This is a genomic window from Lactobacillus johnsonii (genome assembly GCF_014058685.1).
Lineage (GTDB): Bacteria > Bacillota > Bacilli > Lactobacillales > Lactobacillaceae > Lactobacillus.
In genome coordinates, this window is sequence record NZ_CP059055.1 from 1306967 (window position 1) to 1322558 (window position 15592).

28 protein-coding genes and 3 tRNA genes are annotated in these 15592 nt (G+C 34.9%); all 31 read right to left on the reverse strand.

What is annotated here, in order from left to right; genetic code table 11:
• Window positions 1-9: 9 nt before the first annotated feature.
• The 31 genes from manA to H0I41_RS06265 all read right to left on the reverse strand — a co-directional run bounded on the left by manA (window position 10) and on the right by H0I41_RS06265 (window position 15570).
• Window positions 10-975, reverse strand: coding sequence for a mannose-6-phosphate isomerase, class I (gene manA, locus H0I41_RS06115; RefSeq protein WP_011161808.1), 966 nt, complete (start codon window positions 973-975; stop codon window positions 10-12).
• 60 nt (window positions 976-1035) lie between these two features.
• Window positions 1036-1401 (reverse strand): aminotransferase class I/II-fold pyridoxal phosphate-dependent enzyme, encoded by a 366-nt coding sequence (locus H0I41_RS06120; protein WP_228099742.1) that lies wholly within the window; start codon window positions 1399-1401, stop codon window positions 1036-1038.
• 19 nt (window positions 1402-1420) lie between these two features.
• Window positions 1421-1852, reverse strand: coding sequence for a hypothetical protein (locus H0I41_RS06125; protein WP_228099741.1), 432 nt, complete (start codon window positions 1850-1852; stop codon window positions 1421-1423).
• Window positions 1830-3257 (reverse strand): phage portal protein, encoded by a 1428-nt coding sequence (locus H0I41_RS06130; RefSeq protein ID WP_182094511.1) that lies wholly within the window; start codon window positions 3255-3257, stop codon window positions 1830-1832. The genes H0I41_RS06125 and H0I41_RS06130 overlap by 23 nt, the downstream gene beginning before the upstream one ends.
• A gap of 12 nt (window positions 3258-3269) precedes the next feature.
• Window positions 3270-4538, reverse strand: coding sequence for a PBSX family phage terminase large subunit (locus tag H0I41_RS06135; RefSeq protein ID WP_135014417.1), 1269 nt, complete (start codon window positions 4536-4538; stop codon window positions 3270-3272).
• A complete protein-coding gene (locus tag H0I41_RS06140; protein WP_135014416.1) occupies window positions 4531-4986 on the reverse strand; it encodes a terminase small subunit in 456 nt (151 codons plus the stop codon). Before H0I41_RS06140 ends, H0I41_RS06135 begins: the two co-directional genes overlap by 8 nt.
• Window positions 4987-5350: 364 nt before the next feature.
• Entirely contained in the window at window positions 5351-5899 is a 549-nt protein-coding gene (locus tag H0I41_RS06145) for a hypothetical protein (protein WP_135014415.1), read from the reverse strand.
• A 100-nt stretch (window positions 5900-5999) separates the two neighbouring features.
• Window positions 6000-6081: transfer RNA gene (locus H0I41_RS06150), tRNA-Tyr, on the reverse strand.
• 138 nt (window positions 6082-6219) lie between these two features.
• Window positions 6220-6291 (reverse strand) — tRNA-Glu (locus H0I41_RS06155).
• 192 nt (window positions 6292-6483) lie between these two features.
• Window positions 6484-6556 (reverse strand) — tRNA-Gln (locus H0I41_RS06160).
• Between the two features lie 773 nt (window positions 6557-7329).
• Window positions 7330-7833 carry an ArpU family phage packaging/lysis transcriptional regulator gene (locus H0I41_RS06165; protein ID WP_135014414.1) on the reverse strand — a complete coding sequence of 168 codons (504 nt, stop codon included), beginning with the start codon at window positions 7831-7833 and terminating at the stop codon, window positions 7330-7332.
• 21 nt (window positions 7834-7854) lie between these two features.
• Window positions 7855-8022, reverse strand: a complete 168-nt coding sequence (locus tag H0I41_RS06170) for a hypothetical protein (RefSeq protein WP_167739989.1) — start codon at window positions 8020-8022, stop codon at window positions 7855-7857.
• On the reverse strand, window positions 8009-8227 hold the full coding sequence (locus tag H0I41_RS06175; RefSeq protein ID WP_135014413.1) for a hypothetical protein: 219 nt from the start codon (window positions 8225-8227) through the stop codon (window positions 8009-8011). The genes H0I41_RS06170 and H0I41_RS06175 overlap by 14 nt, the downstream gene beginning before the upstream one ends.
• Before the next feature lies 1 nt (window position 8228).
• Window positions 8229-8513, reverse strand: coding sequence for a hypothetical protein (locus H0I41_RS06180; RefSeq protein WP_135014412.1), 285 nt, complete (start codon window positions 8511-8513; stop codon window positions 8229-8231).
• Entirely contained in the window at window positions 8485-8631 is a 147-nt protein-coding gene (locus H0I41_RS06185; protein WP_171021311.1) for a hypothetical protein, read from the reverse strand. The genes H0I41_RS06180 and H0I41_RS06185 overlap by 29 nt, the downstream gene beginning before the upstream one ends.
• A 69-nt stretch (window positions 8632-8700) precedes the next feature.
• Window positions 8701-8922, reverse strand: coding sequence for a hypothetical protein (locus H0I41_RS06190; protein ID WP_135014410.1), 222 nt, complete (start codon window positions 8920-8922; stop codon window positions 8701-8703).
• 13 nt (window positions 8923-8935) lie between these two features.
• Window positions 8936-9277, reverse strand: coding sequence for a hypothetical protein (locus H0I41_RS06195; protein ID WP_004896985.1), 342 nt, complete (start codon window positions 9275-9277; stop codon window positions 8936-8938).
• Window positions 9278-9282: 5 nt separating this feature from the next.
• On the reverse strand, window positions 9283-9744 hold the full coding sequence (locus H0I41_RS06200) for a RusA family crossover junction endodeoxyribonuclease (RefSeq protein ID WP_135014409.1): 462 nt from the start codon (window positions 9742-9744) through the stop codon (window positions 9283-9285).
• A complete protein-coding gene (locus H0I41_RS06205) occupies window positions 9741-10040 on the reverse strand; it encodes a hypothetical protein (protein WP_004896983.1) in 300 nt (99 codons plus the stop codon). Before H0I41_RS06205 ends, H0I41_RS06200 begins: the two co-directional genes overlap by 4 nt.
• A gap of 73 nt (window positions 10041-10113) precedes the next feature.
• The gene (locus H0I41_RS06210; protein ID WP_135014408.1) at window positions 10114-10416 is read right to left on the reverse strand and encodes a hypothetical protein; all 303 of its coding nucleotides are present in this window, start codon (window positions 10414-10416) and stop codon (window positions 10114-10116) included.
• 242 nt (window positions 10417-10658) lie between these two features.
• The gene (locus H0I41_RS06215; protein ID WP_135014407.1) at window positions 10659-10922 is read right to left on the reverse strand and encodes a hypothetical protein; all 264 of its coding nucleotides are present in this window, start codon (window positions 10920-10922) and stop codon (window positions 10659-10661) included.
• A gap of 3 nt (window positions 10923-10925) precedes the next feature.
• Window positions 10926-11123 (reverse strand): integrase, encoded by a 198-nt coding sequence (locus H0I41_RS06220; protein ID WP_135014406.1) that lies wholly within the window; start codon window positions 11121-11123, stop codon window positions 10926-10928.
• The gene (locus H0I41_RS06225) at window positions 11116-11328 is read right to left on the reverse strand and encodes a hypothetical protein (protein WP_135014405.1); all 213 of its coding nucleotides are present in this window, start codon (window positions 11326-11328) and stop codon (window positions 11116-11118) included. Before H0I41_RS06225 ends, H0I41_RS06220 begins: the two co-directional genes overlap by 8 nt.
• A complete protein-coding gene (locus H0I41_RS06230; RefSeq protein WP_228099740.1) occupies window positions 11328-12077 on the reverse strand; it encodes a phage antirepressor KilAC domain-containing protein in 750 nt (249 codons plus the stop codon). Before H0I41_RS06230 ends, H0I41_RS06225 begins: the two co-directional genes overlap by 1 nt.
• Window positions 12067-12402 carry a hypothetical protein gene (locus H0I41_RS06235; RefSeq protein ID WP_135014404.1) on the reverse strand — a complete coding sequence of 112 codons (336 nt, stop codon included), beginning with the start codon at window positions 12400-12402 and terminating at the stop codon, window positions 12067-12069. The genes H0I41_RS06230 and H0I41_RS06235 overlap by 11 nt, the downstream gene beginning before the upstream one ends.
• A 3-nt stretch (window positions 12403-12405) precedes the next feature.
• A complete protein-coding gene (locus H0I41_RS06240) occupies window positions 12406-13020 on the reverse strand; it encodes a hypothetical protein (protein ID WP_135014403.1) in 615 nt (204 codons plus the stop codon).
• A gap of 20 nt (window positions 13021-13040) precedes the next feature.
• Complete coding sequence (locus H0I41_RS06245) at window positions 13041-13358, reverse strand: helix-turn-helix domain-containing protein (RefSeq protein WP_135014402.1); 318 nt, start codon at window positions 13356-13358, stop codon at window positions 13041-13043.
• A gap of 5 nt (window positions 13359-13363) precedes the next feature.
• Entirely contained in the window at window positions 13364-14107 is a 744-nt protein-coding gene (locus tag H0I41_RS09420; protein WP_228099739.1) for a helix-turn-helix domain-containing protein, read from the reverse strand.
• 13 nt (window positions 14108-14120) lie between these two features.
• Complete coding sequence (locus H0I41_RS06255; protein ID WP_135014401.1) at window positions 14121-14879, reverse strand: ERF family protein; 759 nt, start codon at window positions 14877-14879, stop codon at window positions 14121-14123.
• A 5-nt stretch (window positions 14880-14884) separates the two neighbouring features.
• Entirely contained in the window at window positions 14885-15244 is a 360-nt protein-coding gene (locus tag H0I41_RS06260; RefSeq protein ID WP_228099738.1) for a hypothetical protein, read from the reverse strand.
• Complete coding sequence (locus tag H0I41_RS06265; protein ID WP_135014400.1) at window positions 15244-15570, reverse strand: hypothetical protein; 327 nt, start codon at window positions 15568-15570, stop codon at window positions 15244-15246. The genes H0I41_RS06260 and H0I41_RS06265 overlap by 1 nt, the downstream gene beginning before the upstream one ends.
• Window positions 15571-15592: the final 22 nt, after the last annotated feature.

Consider the following 15592-nt stretch of genomic DNA (forward strand, 5'->3'; position numbering starts at 1 on the left):
CACTTAAATTTATTCTTTACCCGGAGCTGAAATTACTAAACGTAAATTACCGCTAAAACTAAAGTTCTTCATTTCGTTAGGAATAATAAAGTTGCTTCCTAATTTAATGTCATACTCTTTACCATCAGCAATAAACTTACCGCTACCTTTAATTAAAGATACTAGAAGATAAGGATGATCATTTAAACTCCAAGCAAAATCTCCATCAACATCAATCTGCCATAAATAAAAATGTGGTGACATCGGTGGTTGTGCTAGCGTAGTAATCTTAGCATCTCCTACTGTTTCTGATGTAATTTTTAGCTTCGGATCTTTATGTGGTACTTGAATAGTATCAAGAGATTGCTTAATATGCAACTCTCTCTTCTTTCCCGTCTTCTTATCTACGCGATCCCAATCATATAATCTGTACGTTACATCACTTGATTGTTGGGTTTCAATAACCATAGTACCCTTTGTTAGAGCATGTACAGTACCAGAAGGAACGTATAAAAAGTCTCCTTCTTTTACAGGTACATAGCGTAAAAGCTTTGACCACTTTCCATTTTTAATCCAATCTTCTAGTTCTTCCTTGCTCTTAGCGTTGTGCCCATAGATAAGTTTAGCACCTGGTTCAGCATGAAGCACGTACCAGCTTTCTGTTTTCCCTGAATCATTTTCATGAATTCTGGCATATTCATCATCTGGATGAACTTGAACTGATAAATTATCATTTGCATCTAAGAATTTAACTAGTAAAGGAAATTCTTTTGCTTTTGGATTACCAAATAACTCAGGATGCTCTAAATATACTTCTCGCAATGTCTTTCCTTTAAATGGACCTGCATTAACAATTGAAGCATCGTCTTTGTATCCTGAAATTACCCAGGCTTCTCCAACCTTTCCATCAGGAATATCATATCCTAAAACAGTATTTAATTTACGACCACCCCAAATTTTTGGTCTAAAGTATGGCGTTAAAAATAATGGTTCCATAAAAAAATCACCTCAATAAAAGTATATATCTTTTTGAGATAATTTTGAAACCACTTTCAACTATTTTTTAGAAAAATTTTTAATTCCAGTAATCAATCGTTCAATTCCATCCTCTACCATCGATATTGGTGAGGCCAAATTAAGACGTAAAAATTGACTCGCGTTACCCCGATAAATACTGCCAGCTGAAACAATTAAGCCAGTTTCTTTTCGAAGATAATCTGCTAATTTTTTACTATCTTTTGAAATTTCGCTTACATCTAACCACATTAAGTAAGTTGCAGGTCCAGAGACAATCTTTACATTTTTCAAGTTTTTATTTATTTCATGTTCAGCATAGATAAAATTCTCATTAATTGTATCTAATAAATCATGCAGCCAATTAAATTCTTCTGTATAAGCAGCAATTGTTGCCGGAATTGCCATTAGATTTGGCTCAGCCAATTCATAGTTTGTTAGTTAAACTTTGTTCTTGTTCTACCCCTAACTCAACCAATCTAGCGCCGATTTTGCTTTTTAAAATCTCATTACGGTTAATTCGCATTGTCGCATTATAAACTTTTAAACGATTATTAACGTCTTCGCTAAAATCTTTCCGGGTTACATGCTTACCTTTAGCTCTTAATTCATTAGCTTTATCAACAGCTCGTTTAGCTAATGATTCATACTCTTTCATTGCATCAGCTTTGACAAGCTTTCCCTCAGATAATGCTAAATCTGCCTTAATCTGCTGATTAATATCAGAAATCGTCCGATTATACATACCAACTATATGTTGGTTGTATTTTTCCATGTCTTTTTTTGCTAATTTTTGCCAAGCTTTTTCGGCCTTAATGCGGTTGTCCCAGTAGGCTTTACTCTGTTTCAGACTTGTCATCATCTTCACCAGAATTCAAATAATCAGGCAATGATCCAGCTGCTTGTTGTGCATTTTTGATATTTTCTTGTTTTTCTTTGTTAATCTGCTCAATTTCAGCTTGCGGATCTTTAACAAATGGTAATAAAGATAGTTGAGTTTGTTGCGATACCATTCCTTCAGCATTTTTAGCAGCAGAAATCATTGATGAAATATCATCTGGTAAATTACGAGTAAAATGAAACTTCAAAGTAGACCATTGTTCTCTTTGATTATCATTGTTGAACAAGGTTTGGAATACAATTCGATACATTTGCTTCAATGCTTTAGTAAATTTACGCTCTTTACTATCTGCTTTATTCTGCATTGAAAGTAATTTATACTGCATTGCTACACCACTAGCATTATTAGCAAAATTTTCGTCACGTAAATTAGCGATTTCGGTATTCTCATAGATTGACTTTTGTAAGTGGTCAATCATATTTTCTTGCATTCCGTCCGCATCTGGCTTTTGAATAAAACCAACTTTTGGATCACTATTTGGATCTACAGTTGGCGCATAAATTAACCGGTTGTTCTTAAAATCAAACTTAGGGTTACCATCATCATCTTCATCGAGAGTTATATTGAACATAAACATGTACGAATTATCAAAATAAGCAATCTGGTTGGCTTTCTGACTCATTACATGATCCAATTCATCCTGAAGTGTAATGATTTGTTCAAAGACTGATTGCCGTTCTTCATTCTCATAAAATTCAACAGCAGGAACCAAACCATATGGATTAATCCCTTCTGAATTGGTTATATGATCTTCGGTAAGATTCATACCTTCAAAAATATAAAACTTATCAGCATATTGCACTTGGCCTTTTGCATCAGTCCAATTCTTTGTGTCATCTAATTCATATCGAACAAAAGCTAATGGATTATGAGCAACCGTATCATCATATATAATAAATGCCCGTTCTGGGCTTGAATGAGTAAGGTGTGGTAGTTTATCTTCACCTTGATAAATAAACACAACAGACCGTCCAAAAATATCTGCTTGCTTACTTATTTCGTTAAGCTCATCTTGAAAAGAATTTTCATTATTCCAATCTTGCAAAACATTATTAATATTTTTATCTTCAGCAGAAATTACTGGAGGGATGCCGGCAAAAAAGCCGTTGTATGAATCTTCCAACGGCTTAATTTTATTATCGATTAATTTATTATTGATATTATCTGTCTTATTATTTGGGTCATCAAGAATACTATGCTTGCCCAAATAGTATTCCATATTTTTACGATATTGAGGTTTTAATGTATTTTCATTGTAAGAAATAAAACCAAAAATCTCATTTATTGACATTCTTTGTCCTACAGGATAAATAAAACGATTATTATGAGTTACTCTATCATTGCCAAAATCAATTGTCTTCAAAATCTCACCACCTTAAATAAATGATTTAATAATTCTAGCTTTCGTACTTCCATGACCATTCTCTTCCTCTACCGCATAACGAATAGCATCAATGCAGTGGTTATATGCATCGATCGGCCTATTAGTATATTCATCAGTCTTCTTATCTTTCACATATGTGTAATTCTGCAATTCTTCAATTGTCTTTACACAACGATCATCAACCACCCATTTAAATTGTTGAAGGAATTGAATACCTTGAATTATTGAATCGGGACCTTTTAGAGCCGGTCTAATACGATAAATACCGTCTCTTTTCATTTCAGCAATTGATTTCTTTTCAGCACTATCAGCTGTTATTACTTCTTTTGAATAGCCCATGTCCTTAATTACTTGTGCTAACTGATTATTAAGCAAGCCCTTTTTAACAAATTCATCCATCACATAAAGTGTTTTATTTCTCATATCTAGTTTGATATGCATAAATGCACTTGGATCATTGATAAACCCATAATCAAGCCCAAAATAATCATTTAACGCTAATAATTTAGGATCACGAGGATTTAATCGTTTGGTTTTAAAGTAAGGAAAAACAAGCTTATCAAGCGTCGCAAATTCACCTAATGTGTATATTTTGTAATAAGCAGGATTAGTATTTTTCAACTCTTCAATCGTTCTGATATTGTCTTCATCTAAAAATCTATTATCTTTGTAAGTTGATTGATGGATAGCTACTCTTGACCGATCATAATCTGCACTAGGATCAAACCAAGTCTGATATGTCCAATTAAGCTTGCTAACTGGATTAAACATACAGAAGATTTGTCTCTGTTTATGCTTAGGTTCACGTAAACGCAAAGTAAGTTGAGTGTAGTCATTATGATTAAACTCACTTGCTTCTTCCATAACCACATCTGACAGTCCCTTAATAGATTTAATCTTTTCTGGGTCATCCATACCTTGAAATAAAAAAATCGCCCCATTTGGAAGGACGATTGTTTTATCAGATCTATTTACATGACAGTATTGAAGGATATTCCATTCACTTAAACATTCAGTGACATCAGTAAAAATTGAATTTTTAACTGTTCTATCAACCTTACGTAACCAAAGCACTTTTCTTGGAACATTCCAATGCTGTAATGATTTCAATACAACTTTTTGTACTACTCCATGACTTTTGCCACTAGAAGCTCCACCATACCAAACCTCTGTAAATTTAGAATAATCAAATAAATTATCGTATATTTGCTGATTAAATACTTTTGAGGGATGCGGAAAATTCAAATTAATCCTAACCATCATAATCACCTGGATCAATGTTTACTGTAATATCAGTTTGAGTTTCAACTTTATCAGTAAAGATCTTATAGTATTTACCAAGTAGTTCCAGGGCCTTTAACTGGTCTTGATCTTCAGGAGTTACTGTAGTTACATTGTCATAAACAACCTTGGGCTTTTTGCCCTTATAATCTATTCGCTTAAAAACTTTTTCTCTTGGTTCCCCAATAGCTAGACGGCTCAAATTATCAAGAACACCATCAATATCGAGAATATCTTTTGCCTTAGTTTCATTCATCACATCACTTAAATAGTTTTGAATGTTGGTATTTGTTAGTAGTTTTGAAGCATTTGTTCTGGCCGTAATATCTTTTTTAGCACTATAAGCAACTTTATAGGCTCTTGTAGCATTAAAGTCTTTCAAATATTCCTGACAAAATTTCTTTTGTTTTGGTGTAAGTTCTTTCAAATTCTCACCTCCTAAAATAAAAGAGACTAGTTAATTTTACTTAACTAATCTCACATTAATTTGTTTTATCGGTCCAAATAAAAATAGCAATTAAAATTTGTATAAAAAGCAATAGAATAGCATCTACTTTAGATAGCGAATTAAAACAAGAAAATGTAATGGGAGCAAACCACAACATTAATAGAAAAAAACTTCTCATAATTTCTCCAACCAAAAAGCAACTTTCTGACTGCAAAATAAAAAGCCAGCTTACGCTGACCTTATTTCATTATTTTTTTAACTATCCAAATCACTAATATACAACTAATAATTATTATCAATACATATTTCAAATATATCCACAAATTAAAATGCAAAAAAAACATTACTTCATTAACTCTTTTTTGATGCTTTCATACCCTCTTTCATATTCACTAGCATAACTATCATAGTCTTTTATGCTTATTTTTAATAAAGTAAGAGGGCTGATATAGTAGCCTGAAAAATCTTCTTTTAAACTTGATACAATATATGCAATATATACCATCATTTTATATGGATCAAATTGTTTTGATTTATTAAGTGCAAAAGTAGCTGAATTATAGGCGGATATCAATTTTACAGTTCGATCTGATCCATATATTATCGTATCATGCATAAGCTTCTTATAAATTTTTAATGCATCTGGATTTTCACTACTAATCTTAGCAATAGTACCATCCATATCTGTTAAAAAATCTGTCCAACTAGCTAGTACTTCTTGTTGTTGTTTACCTCCGAGTTGCTTAAAATATGATTCGATTTGAATATCATGTGCATTTTTATTTTTTATAGTTTCAAGCCATTTTTGTGTAATTAAATCTGGTAGCTTTAATACTATTCCAATTAATACAATCATTACTACTGTTGAAACTATACTAATTATTTCTAACATAAACACAATCACCTCAAAACTATTATAAAAAAATCAACTCCACACGAATAGGGGTTGACTTTTTGAGATGATTGAATTTTTTAGCTGGAATATCCAGCAATGGCAAAGATAGGACTTGCACCTATGAAACCTTTCGGTGGCGGATTTACAGTCCGCTGTCGTTGCTACTGGACCACTTTGCCAAACTATGCTCTTTTTATTAAGGACATCCTTATAAGGGATGCATGTCCGCACAGCGAACACAGAGCAATAGCCTCAAGTGTTAAATACATAATATAGAGGAATTTCTTAATGCGGTGAATTAATTCAATTAGTTCCCATAGCCCGTACAAGAATTGAACTTGTAACTCCACCGTGAAAGGGTGGCGTCTTAGCCATTTGACCAACGAGCTGTACTAGGAAAGCTGCTATACTTAAGCCTCGCTTTTACGATTGCCACGGCATCTCAGTATTAGATTTAATGCGGAGTTACGTATCTTTGACCGACTTACCGCTAACCATTAAAACAATCAACCTTAAGCACAAAAATGTTGTTTCAAGAATTAGATTAACTTTACTTAAAGAAGGAAAATAAAGCTAATCTATAGGACTAGCTGGGCTCGAACCAACACTACACAGGATCAAAACCTGATGCCTTACCAATTTGGCTATAGTCCTAGAATGCTCTGTCAGGTACAGAGCTAAACCAGAAACTTTTTTGACTGTAAATTAAACGACAAGTAATACATGTTTTGTGAATATGAATTACTATTACGGATAAAACGCAAATATATTGCATGACAAGGTATATTTGCTTAACGCCTGCTTTCCGACAGGCAACGGGCAGGCAAGGAGTCGAACCTCGCTAGATATTTATGAAAGAAGATTGCCTTCTTTCTAATTCCAAATTGTGTTCCGTTCTACCCACGGTATCTGCTGCGGTCCACTGCGAACAGATAACCAGCTCTTAGTCTACGCTCTCCCTCGAAACCGTTGAGGGGTCATGGCGATAGAAGGTTGCACCTAAGCTACATACTATTACACATAATAGTCTGATAATGACTACCTGCTTAGGTGCTATAAGCCAAGCAGGAATTGAACCTGCTTAACTTGAATAATTAAGAAACTACGAGAAATATTTTATTAGAGGTCTTTTTTTATCGTCTCTCATCGATTAGCCCGCTGTCTCGGGCTATAACCGCCAGCCGAATTGAACGACTGCTAACGCCTACCAAGGACGGTCAGTCAATTGTACTTACACAATCAAGATCTTCTATTAATTTTAGAAAGGAGTATTTTTTAAGTTCGAAAAACCGCACTCATAGCACCATCGAGGTGTCGTCGAAAGATCCTACCACCTAATCTTTCGACAATAACAATTTAACACGATTTGCACGCAAGCAGAACGCAAGGTTTACGCATACTTTACGCACGACCAATTTTTCCGAAGCTTACCAAACAGTCTTAATTCTTTCAGTAAAAACTCTTAAATCAGGTAAGCCTTCAACATCAAAATACTTCTTCCAGTAAAGCCAACGGTCAGCAAATTCGCATTGTGCGTTAATTTTCTTATTGTCGATTGACCGAGTAGATAAATTAACAGTCGCTGCTACATCAACAATTCTTAATTGATCTATATACGTGCCAATTAAGATGCGTCTGTAAGGTTTAAATGCTGTATCGGTGCAATTATCCATTGTTTTATAGATAGCTGCACACACCTTTCTAGCAGGATCAGCAATATCAATATCGTCCTGTGCTTCATCAATGAAGTTGTTTTCAACGCCGTTCTCATTTGTTGACCCTGGTGCAAAAGATAATTGAGGGCTTGTAAGTTGATTACGGTGCAAGCCAGCCAAGTTAAGATATCTCTGAAACTCAGTAGTCAGAAATTTATCCACCTTCCTAGCTGTAGCTCTTGGATTTGGCTGTAATCCCAAATTAATTTGATACACACTTACACTCCCTCTCGTCTTCTAATTGTTTTTGTTATTTGCTACTAGAGCATCAGTAAATACTCGATCAGTAATTTCATAAGGATCTTCGTCATTAGAACAATGATGCTTGGCATATTTCAAAATATTTAAGTACATCATGACCATTGTTTCATTGCCAACTTCTAACTCATTTCTAGTCTCGTCCATCTTTAGACCTCACTTTGATTTCATGCTCAATCAATGGAAGAAGCTCTTCTGCCTTGTACTCATGTTCCATATCTTCCAAAGTTGGTTTGTCAATATCCTTAAAATTTCTAATATTAGATTTAAGCATTGATTGAAAATTCTTAAGTTGTTCAGTTTTAAAGTTCTTGTATGTATAGGGATTAACCTCAAAATCATATAGTTTCATTTCAAAACTCCATATCGTCGATTTCTTCCAATAATTCTTTCTCTTCTTCTGAAGGCTTATATACTCTTAAATCCCAAATTCCTTTGCCCATGTACGTCAGTACATCATATTTGCTAAAAGAACACATCCAACCAACTTTGGTATGAACTGCCCAAGGTTTTAAAAATAAGTCTAATCTACCACTTGGCAGCACTTTTAGTCCTTTGTTTTTTAAAAAATCTTCAGTATAAGTATCTTCAAATTCTTCTCTTGTCCCTCTAGTGCCGATTTCTAGTTTGATTTCCATATCTATCTCTCCACTTCTTGTAATACTCTTTTACTTCTTTTTCGTAATTTACTGGCTTAAGTGTTCCGTCTTCCTGTACGTGATACCATTCGCCTTTTTGATACTTAAGATCACTCATAGGACAAAAACCACAAATCCGACTGCACCTAAGCAAATGAGTATCCCTGCTACAGTAATTAATGCTGCGCTATGCTTCATGTTTTCTTAATTCCTTAATCATAGTGGTAATTGGCAAACGGTATTCACTAGATAAAATGCTGGCATCAAAGTCTAAAAGATCAAGTTCAGCCTTTAAAGTGCAGTTATGTTGCTTAGCCATCAATTTTGCTAATCTCAAGGCTTTGTCCCTATTCTTTGCTACACAGGCATCCATAAATTTACTTGGCAAGCTTACGTCTATCTCTTCCATCTAATTCCCCAATCTATCCGTAAATTACGGCAATCATCAATGCTACGCTTCTAATATTGCCCAGAATCGGATCATTTAACCAGTTACGGTACTCATCACTAACAGGCATGTAATCGCTAGAAGCCCCAAACTCCCAATCTTTTTTCAGATCTTCCTCATCATCAATATCTAACAGCATTTTGAAAGCACCGCGGAATGTAAGCATCCCTCCCTGAATTTCATTTGAAACCCAATCAATGCGCTTTTGAACAAATTCAGGTAAGGAATGATTTTTAGCTGGTGGCACACACTTGCCATCCTCAACTTTCCATCCATATACCCAATCATAACTTTCAGTCACTCTATCTTTTTCCATTTTTTCTAATCCCCCATATCTCTCTTAATTCTCACTTCAACCCTAGGACGGTCTGCATATCTCTTTACAACAAGCAATTTAGTAACCTGTCTGTCATCTTTGTATACGCCACGTATAACTTCGACCATCTTTTTAAGCTGCCTGTTTAGCTTTTTCTTAGGGTTCATACCGTCCATGATAATCTTGCCGATATTATCCGCATCAGGCATCTTGATAGGCAATTCTTTGTTAGCAAGGCACAATGCCTTACGTTTTTTACTCCAACTCTTAGGGACGGAAAAATATGCCACTATTTTGACATCTACAGGCTCGTCATTATCAAAGTACCCGTCAAAACTATTAATTGCCGTATACCTGACTAAATCTTCATACTGAGATGTCTTCTTTGGCGTATATGCTACTGTTCTAGTAACCCTAGGTCTAGCCTTACCTACTGGCGGTCCTTCAATCGTAAACTCTACTTTCACTGACTAACCTCGTTTCCGTCTTGGTCTACAGTGGTATCTACTTCTTTGATATATATCAATCTACTTACTGGAATTATCAAAGTCGTTACTTTATTCATATTTTTCCAACCTTTATGCGAATCAGGCAAATTAAGATAGCTGAAATAGCTAAGTTTAGTGCCCGTTGTATTAGTCCAAACTTTTAAGCGAATACATCCGGACGAAGTTTCCACGTGCTCAAAATTATCTGGAGAACATGTAATTTGTTCATAATTACCTAAATCTTTAAACGCAATTAATGATCTTATTTTTTTCATCGTATCGCTCCCACAACCAAAATAACTAATGCTAACAGAATCAAGAACGCTGCTGCATATATCCAATCTGACATTATTCCTCTACTCCTGAAATATCTCGGTCCATAGGGTATACTGTCTCGATTTTCGATGTATTAAAGATAACTTGCGTATGTCCTATAACATATGCAGGCTCTCCGTCACGATTTTTATAAAAATCATTTGACTCAGCATCTGCTAACGCACCACTAAAGCAAGGTAAATCACTCTTTTCTCCTTTACTAAACAAGGTATCTGCAAAGAAATAAGGCTCGTTCATTTTATTAAAGATAGTATCTACATCATCTGATACGGCATATATACATTTGGTTGTTTTAATAATTGATTTAATTTTCATCGCCTAATCTTCCTCCATCATTTCCTGAAAGCTTAGTACTTTCCATATTCCCAGGCCTGTATATAAGATCGGCGTCTTATCATCAGGGATTATAACTGTGCCATCATACGTATTGATCGCAGCTTCTACTCTGCTTCCGTTACTAAATCTATCTAAGCCTTTTTCATGTAAATAATATGGATTATAGATTTTAAAGAAATAATAGATTGGGGCGCTTGTACCCTCTAACAATCTTGGGGATATCATTCAATCACCAGCTTTGCGTTTACTTTGTGCCAAGTCGGGGAAAATTTTTTATATAGCTTTTCAACAGTTTCGCAAGAATCTAAAAAAATATCATCTTCCCTTGTGCTATACGCCCATTCCACACCAGGGTTGATATTCATCAAACAATATTTTTGATAATTATTTTTTACAATTAGACCTATATTGCCTGTATTAGTTACTAATACATCCCCAACATTCCAATCATTATTTCTTTCTGCTCGCTTATCAATTACTTTCATTGCCTAATCCTCCATTTTGTACAGTGTTAATCTTTGACTATTTTTCGGTGCGTTTCTGTGATATGCAGGTTTAGACAAGTACAGGAGAGATTGTTTCTTTTTGTGATACTTTTCAGCTAAATAATCTGCTGTACCAAGATCAATAAATGTGTCTCCTCTATACATTGCATACCACTTTGGTTTTAGCTGGGTTTTACTCATTTTGACTTACCTGCCTTACTACTCCATGGAGCTTCTTAGCAACTTTTGCTGCCTCTTTCTTGTCGATAAATATCGACTTAGCATACCCAGCCGAGCGACCTGTTGTGTCTAAGATCTCAACCATGTACATATCAGGGATTGAGTACCATCGGTACTCTTTTGCGTCTTCGATAATCTTTTCCAAATTATGGTTTTCTTCAAGCATTAAGCAATGTCCTCTCTCTCGATTAGTGGTAGAACGTCATTTTCTTTAAGCACGTCGTAAATCAAGCGTCTACCTTTTTGTTTCCACGCTGTAAGTGGCTTAGCATGATCTTTACCGTGTTTATCAGTGTAGGAATACATCTTTGTTGTTGTGTACTTTTTGCCCATATAAGCTTTATATAAGATCCATTGACCGTTAACTTTATGCTGAATTTTCATACGATTGAGTAACTTGTTAAACTCTCTAGCGCTATATCCATAATCCATAGCAATTTGTGTTGTTAGCATTGCATCAGTAGTCCCAAGAATGACATCTAAATAGCTAGCTTTCTTGTTACTCTCTTCTAGCTGTCTACTTAGACTCTTGTTTTCAAGCTTAAGTTGCAAGTTCTCACTATGAAGAATATCCATAGCACGTTGAATAACGTTTTGTGGATCATTCCACTTTCTTTCTAGTTCTAAGAAATACTCTCGATATAATTTTGATGTTTCTGTTCTTGCCATCATTGCAAGTTGTTTAGCCATTGAAATTGTTAAGGCATAGTCAACAATTTCTCGTTTAGCCCCGTTTCCAACAACCGTACTTGATGTACACTTGTAAAAATCTTCGTTTTCGGTATATAAATCAAAATTATTGTCTACCCATCTGCTAAAACGACCTTTTAGCCCTAATCCTTTATACAAATCTCTAGCACTAACTAGCTGTTGGTCATTATTAACTGTCACTTTAATTAATTCACTACTCATCATCTTCGCCCTCTCCAAGAATGTTTAGAAGTTGTGCCTTTATAAACTCCTTGGCTACCTTTTCTCCTTCTTCGTCATCATTAAGCAACTCTTTAAATCCATCAATTACATCTTTAGTGTTTCCAAATTGTAAGGCTGTAAACAGCTGCTGCCCTATTTGGCTACTAACAATTGCATCTAAAGAATTTTGATCGACTATTTTTGATACTTCATCAATCAGCTTTAAAGCTAAATTTTCATCTCCAACTGCTACAATTCCCAAGGTCTTTCCGATAAATTTTGCTAATTCTTCGCTGATGTGTTCTGTTCCTCTTACATATTTACTCATTTTTTAATCCTCTTCGTCCTCGTTTAGTACAATTTTTGCAATAGCATATAAGGCAATATCAGCTGGGTTAACGCCTAATTCTTTAATAAGATAACCTGCCACATTATTTCCTGCTTCATTCAAATACCGTTCAGCATTGTCTTTCTCATCAAACTTGTTAGCGGTATTCGCCTTAGCTATATCAGTTAATGTTTCTAGTAACAAGCCAACATTCTTCGGCTTTTCAGTAGCTTTATCTTTTTTGTCCTTTAGATTAGCAACAGCATCCTTTACCGCTTTAGCCCTTATTTTCAAAGTTAATGCTGTAGCCTTAAGAGCATCAATACACTCTTCTTTGTCAATCTCTCCTGATGGTGCGCTAGCAGTATCAAATCCAACCCACCATTCGCCGTCAATGCTTAAATTACCAGCATAGGTAACACCGTATGGAAAATTGGAAAATTCATCTAATCTATCAAAGTAATCTTCGTTTCGATTGTTAACTTGAGCGATCCATTCAGCAGGATCATCAAGCGGGTAAAGTTGGATATATCCTGTATAGTAAGTCCAAGGCTTAGTATGTTTAAAAACCATAATTCTTCTTCCGCTTACAACTTCGTTAAAAACAACATCTTTCATGATTTACTCCTCTAATCTTCTTAATTAGCTTTTGAAATTGATAAATAAAATTCTTTACAAAATGGGCAGCAGTTAACTTTATCGGCATCTTGTGACGAAATTCTAAATACTTTGTGGCATTCCAAGCATTCAGCTTGATACCAAATCTGATCCAGTCCTTGCAAGTAAGGCACTGATACGTTGAAATAATCTGCCAACTTCTGCCATGTATTTAATTTTGGCTCAGTCGTTCCGTTCTCGTAATTACTGAATGTTCCACGATTGATCCCTGTTTGTATTTGAACATCATCAAGCGTCAAGTTTCTTTTTTCTCGTAATTCCTTTATTCGGTTTTGCATGGTGGTTACCCTTCTTTGATCGATACATTGTTAGGCTCTATATTGCTTATACATTTAATTAGATAACCAATTGGATAATCTATAGCTCCAAATAAAGTTTTATCAACTGCTTTATGCAAAGAAGCTAATGGTTTTCCTCTAACTACTTGTGTTAATAGTATTCGTTCATGGTTAGTTATTTTGGGCATATCTACTCGATATTTTCTAGATTGAAATTCATAATAATTCAATAATTCATTTACGATTAAGGAATAATCTGTTTTTTGGTCGTCCCTTATCTCTCTCTCTTTATTTATACTTGTATTATTAATACTTGTATTATTCTCTTTAAACTTTTCTTTAATAGGGTGTTTAAAGTTTTCTTTAATACCCTCTTGTTCTTTTCTTGAATAGGTATTGTCTTTTTCTTTAATAGGGGTATTATCTTTTTCTTTAACAGGAGTATCCTTATTTTCTTTAACGGGTTCAGCAACTGGATATAATTTTCTACCGATGATTTGGCTACCATCTTTTTCGAGATAGACTTTCAAATATCCTCTTTCTTTCAAGTGATTAATCCAGTTTGAAATAGTTGTCTTTGATTTGCCGTATAAATTAGCAAAGTAATTATTAGTAGCTGTGCAGTATCCGCTCTTATTAGCTAATGCTGTAATCTCACTAAATAATAGCTTTTCGTTAGCTTTTAGCTTTCTGTCGTATCTCACATTGGCTGTGAGAATTGAGTAGTAATTAGGCTGTTCATTATTCATGATTTCTCACTTTCTAGGACAATGCCTTTTCAATCTCTGCTTCTACTTCTGGATCTTTTGCGTAATCAGGAACTTTGCTTTCTTTTTTCTTATTAGCTGCTATAGCCATTGCTGTGAATTGCCTTACGGCTTCACCATCAGCAGACTCTTCTTCTAATTTTTGATGCCACCATTCGATTGGTACACTGGTTTTAGCATTTAGTCCCATCTTTTTCTGTTTATCGCATTCGGTATAAATAGTTACTAGAAACCTCTTTTTTCCGTTGTAGTTAGCCTGATACTCATATAGTTGATTTCTCGTCATTTTTTTGGGTTTACTCGGTGTTGATTGTCGCCGTGCTGGCTTTTGATTTTGAACAGCTTGCTGTTGATTCCTTTGATATCCATTGCTATCAGTATCTTGGGTATCATCAATTAAGAATAACTTGGCTAAGGCGTATTTAACTGCATAAGAACTTGTAGCCCCTGATATTTGACTATCGTCCATTCCTTTTTTGTTCTGGGCTTCTCTTGCCCAGCCTTGAACCTTAACTTCTTGCTCTTGATCCTTATAGCGAGCGGTTTCAACAAAATAAATCCGATCTCCAACCATTCGTACATCTTCATCGATGGTTAATGTTGCTCCATACTTAGCAAGTAGTGGCTTTAGAGCTTGTTCAATATCCTCAGCATTTCGATACTTATAATGACCAAAGCTGTTATACTGGCTCTTTGGCGCTTTTAATTCATTTTGAATTTGAGTTAAAATTGGAACTTTTACTTTTTCTGTCATGGTGGTTACTCCTTAGGCTTCTTACTCAATTCGGATAACTTTTGTTTTAATTCAGCGTTTTCTTGAAGTGCTTTTTTAAGTTCAATAGCTAAATTGGGGTTCTGAGACTCTTCTTGTTTAATAATTTCTTGACGTGCGTCTTCTGCTATTTCTCTTAAATAGTTAATTTCCGCTCCTAAACTTCCTCCGGGAAAACTATCATCAATTTTTGGTTTTAAACTGTTAATCCAGTTAATACTTTGCTGATATGATCTATGTTTTAAAGCTTCAGCAACGATCTTCTTAGTCCAATCACTGGCTTCTTTCTCCAGTTTGTATTGCCACGTCTTGTATTTTTTCTCGAACTCTGCATGTTTACTAGCCATCAGTAGTTGCCCTCCATACCGCCGAAGTAATCCATAACTTGCTCTTCCCAGAGGTCATCGTATTGGTCAACAGTAGCTAGATATTCTATTACTTCTTTTTTGTCCCAATCCGTTTTTTCAACAAAGTTATCAATACCCATCTCAAAAATTTGTGTAGTAATAAAGTGCTTAAAGTTGTAATAATCACAACTGCTGTCGCCGATTGTTACTAAGAACTGTCCTTCAAATGCTGAACTGATACCTTGTTCGGCTAACTTTCTTTGTTCTTCCAGCAGTCGTTGCTCTCTAAAAGTTCTTGCTTGTTCTTGTGTCATAATCTCAATCATTGTGGTAAAATACTCCTTAGAA

Bases quoted from the DNA above. Each gene is read 5' to 3' on its own strand.
- manA (WP_011161808.1), bottom strand. From the start codon at position 975: ATGGAACCATTATTTTTAACGCCATACTTTAGACCAAAAATTTGGGGT.
- H0I41_RS06120 (WP_228099742.1), bottom strand. From the start codon at position 1,401: ATGGCAATTCCGGCAACAATTGCTGCTTATACAGAAGAATTTAATTGG.
- H0I41_RS06125 (WP_228099741.1), bottom strand. From the start codon at position 1,852: ATGACAAGTCTGAAACAGAGTAAAGCCTACTGGGACAACCGCATTAAG.
- H0I41_RS06135 (WP_135014417.1), bottom strand. From the start codon at position 4,538: ATGGTTAGGATTAATTTGAATTTTCCGCATCCCTCAAAAGTATTTAAT.
- H0I41_RS06145 (WP_135014415.1), bottom strand. From the start codon at position 5,899: ATGTTAGAAATAATTAGTATAGTTTCAACAGTAGTAATGATTGTATTA.
- H0I41_RS06170 (WP_167739989.1), bottom strand. From the start codon at position 8,022: ATGGACGAGACTAGAAATGAGTTAGAAGTTGGCAATGAAACAATGGTC.
- H0I41_RS06175 (WP_135014413.1), bottom strand. From the start codon at position 8,227: ATGAAACTATATGATTTTGAGGTTAATCCCTATACATACAAGAACTTT.
- H0I41_RS06180 (WP_135014412.1), bottom strand. From the start codon at position 8,513: ATGGAAATCAAACTAGAAATCGGCACTAGAGGGACAAGAGAAGAATTT.
- H0I41_RS06185 (WP_171021311.1), bottom strand. From the start codon at position 8,631: ATGAGTGATCTTAAGTATCAAAAAGGCGAATGGTATCACGTACAGGAA.
- H0I41_RS06190 (WP_135014410.1), bottom strand. From the start codon at position 8,922: ATGGAAGAGATAGACGTAAGCTTGCCAAGTAAATTTATGGATGCCTGT.
- H0I41_RS06195 (WP_004896985.1), bottom strand. From the start codon at position 9,277: ATGGAAAAAGATAGAGTGACTGAAAGTTATGATTGGGTATATGGATGG.
- H0I41_RS06205 (WP_004896983.1), bottom strand. From the start codon at position 10,040: ATGAAAAAAATAAGATCATTAATTGCGTTTAAAGATTTAGGTAATTAT.
- H0I41_RS06210 (WP_135014408.1), bottom strand. From the start codon at position 10,416: ATGAAAATTAAATCAATTATTAAAACAACCAAATGTATATATGCCGTA.
- H0I41_RS06215 (WP_135014407.1), bottom strand. From the start codon at position 10,922: ATGAAAGTAATTGATAAGCGAGCAGAAAGAAATAATGATTGGAATGTT.
- H0I41_RS06220 (WP_135014406.1), bottom strand. From the start codon at position 11,123: ATGAGTAAAACCCAGCTAAAACCAAAGTGGTATGCAATGTATAGAGGA.
- H0I41_RS06225 (WP_135014405.1), bottom strand. From the start codon at position 11,328: ATGCTTGAAGAAAACCATAATTTGGAAAAGATTATCGAAGACGCAAAA.
- H0I41_RS06230 (WP_228099740.1), bottom strand. From the start codon at position 12,077: ATGATGAGTAGTGAATTAATTAAAGTGACAGTTAATAATGACCAACAG.
- H0I41_RS06235 (WP_135014404.1), bottom strand. From the start codon at position 12,402: ATGAGTAAATATGTAAGAGGAACAGAACACATCAGCGAAGAATTAGCA.
- H0I41_RS06240 (WP_135014403.1), bottom strand. From the start codon at position 13,020: ATGAAAGATGTTGTTTTTAACGAAGTTGTAAGCGGAAGAAGAATTATG.
- H0I41_RS06245 (WP_135014402.1), bottom strand. From the start codon at position 13,358: ATGCAAAACCGAATAAAGGAATTACGAGAAAAAAGAAACTTGACGCTT.
- H0I41_RS09420 (WP_228099739.1), bottom strand. From the start codon at position 14,107: ATGAATAATGAACAGCCTAATTACTACTCAATTCTCACAGCCAATGTG.
- H0I41_RS06255 (WP_135014401.1), bottom strand. From the start codon at position 14,879: ATGACAGAAAAAGTAAAAGTTCCAATTTTAACTCAAATTCAAAATGAA.
- H0I41_RS06260 (WP_228099738.1), bottom strand. From the start codon at position 15,244: ATGGCTAGTAAACATGCAGAGTTCGAGAAAAAATACAAGACGTGGCAA.
- H0I41_RS06265 (WP_135014400.1), bottom strand. From the start codon at position 15,570: ATGATTGAGATTATGACACAAGAACAAGCAAGAACTTTTAGAGAGCAA.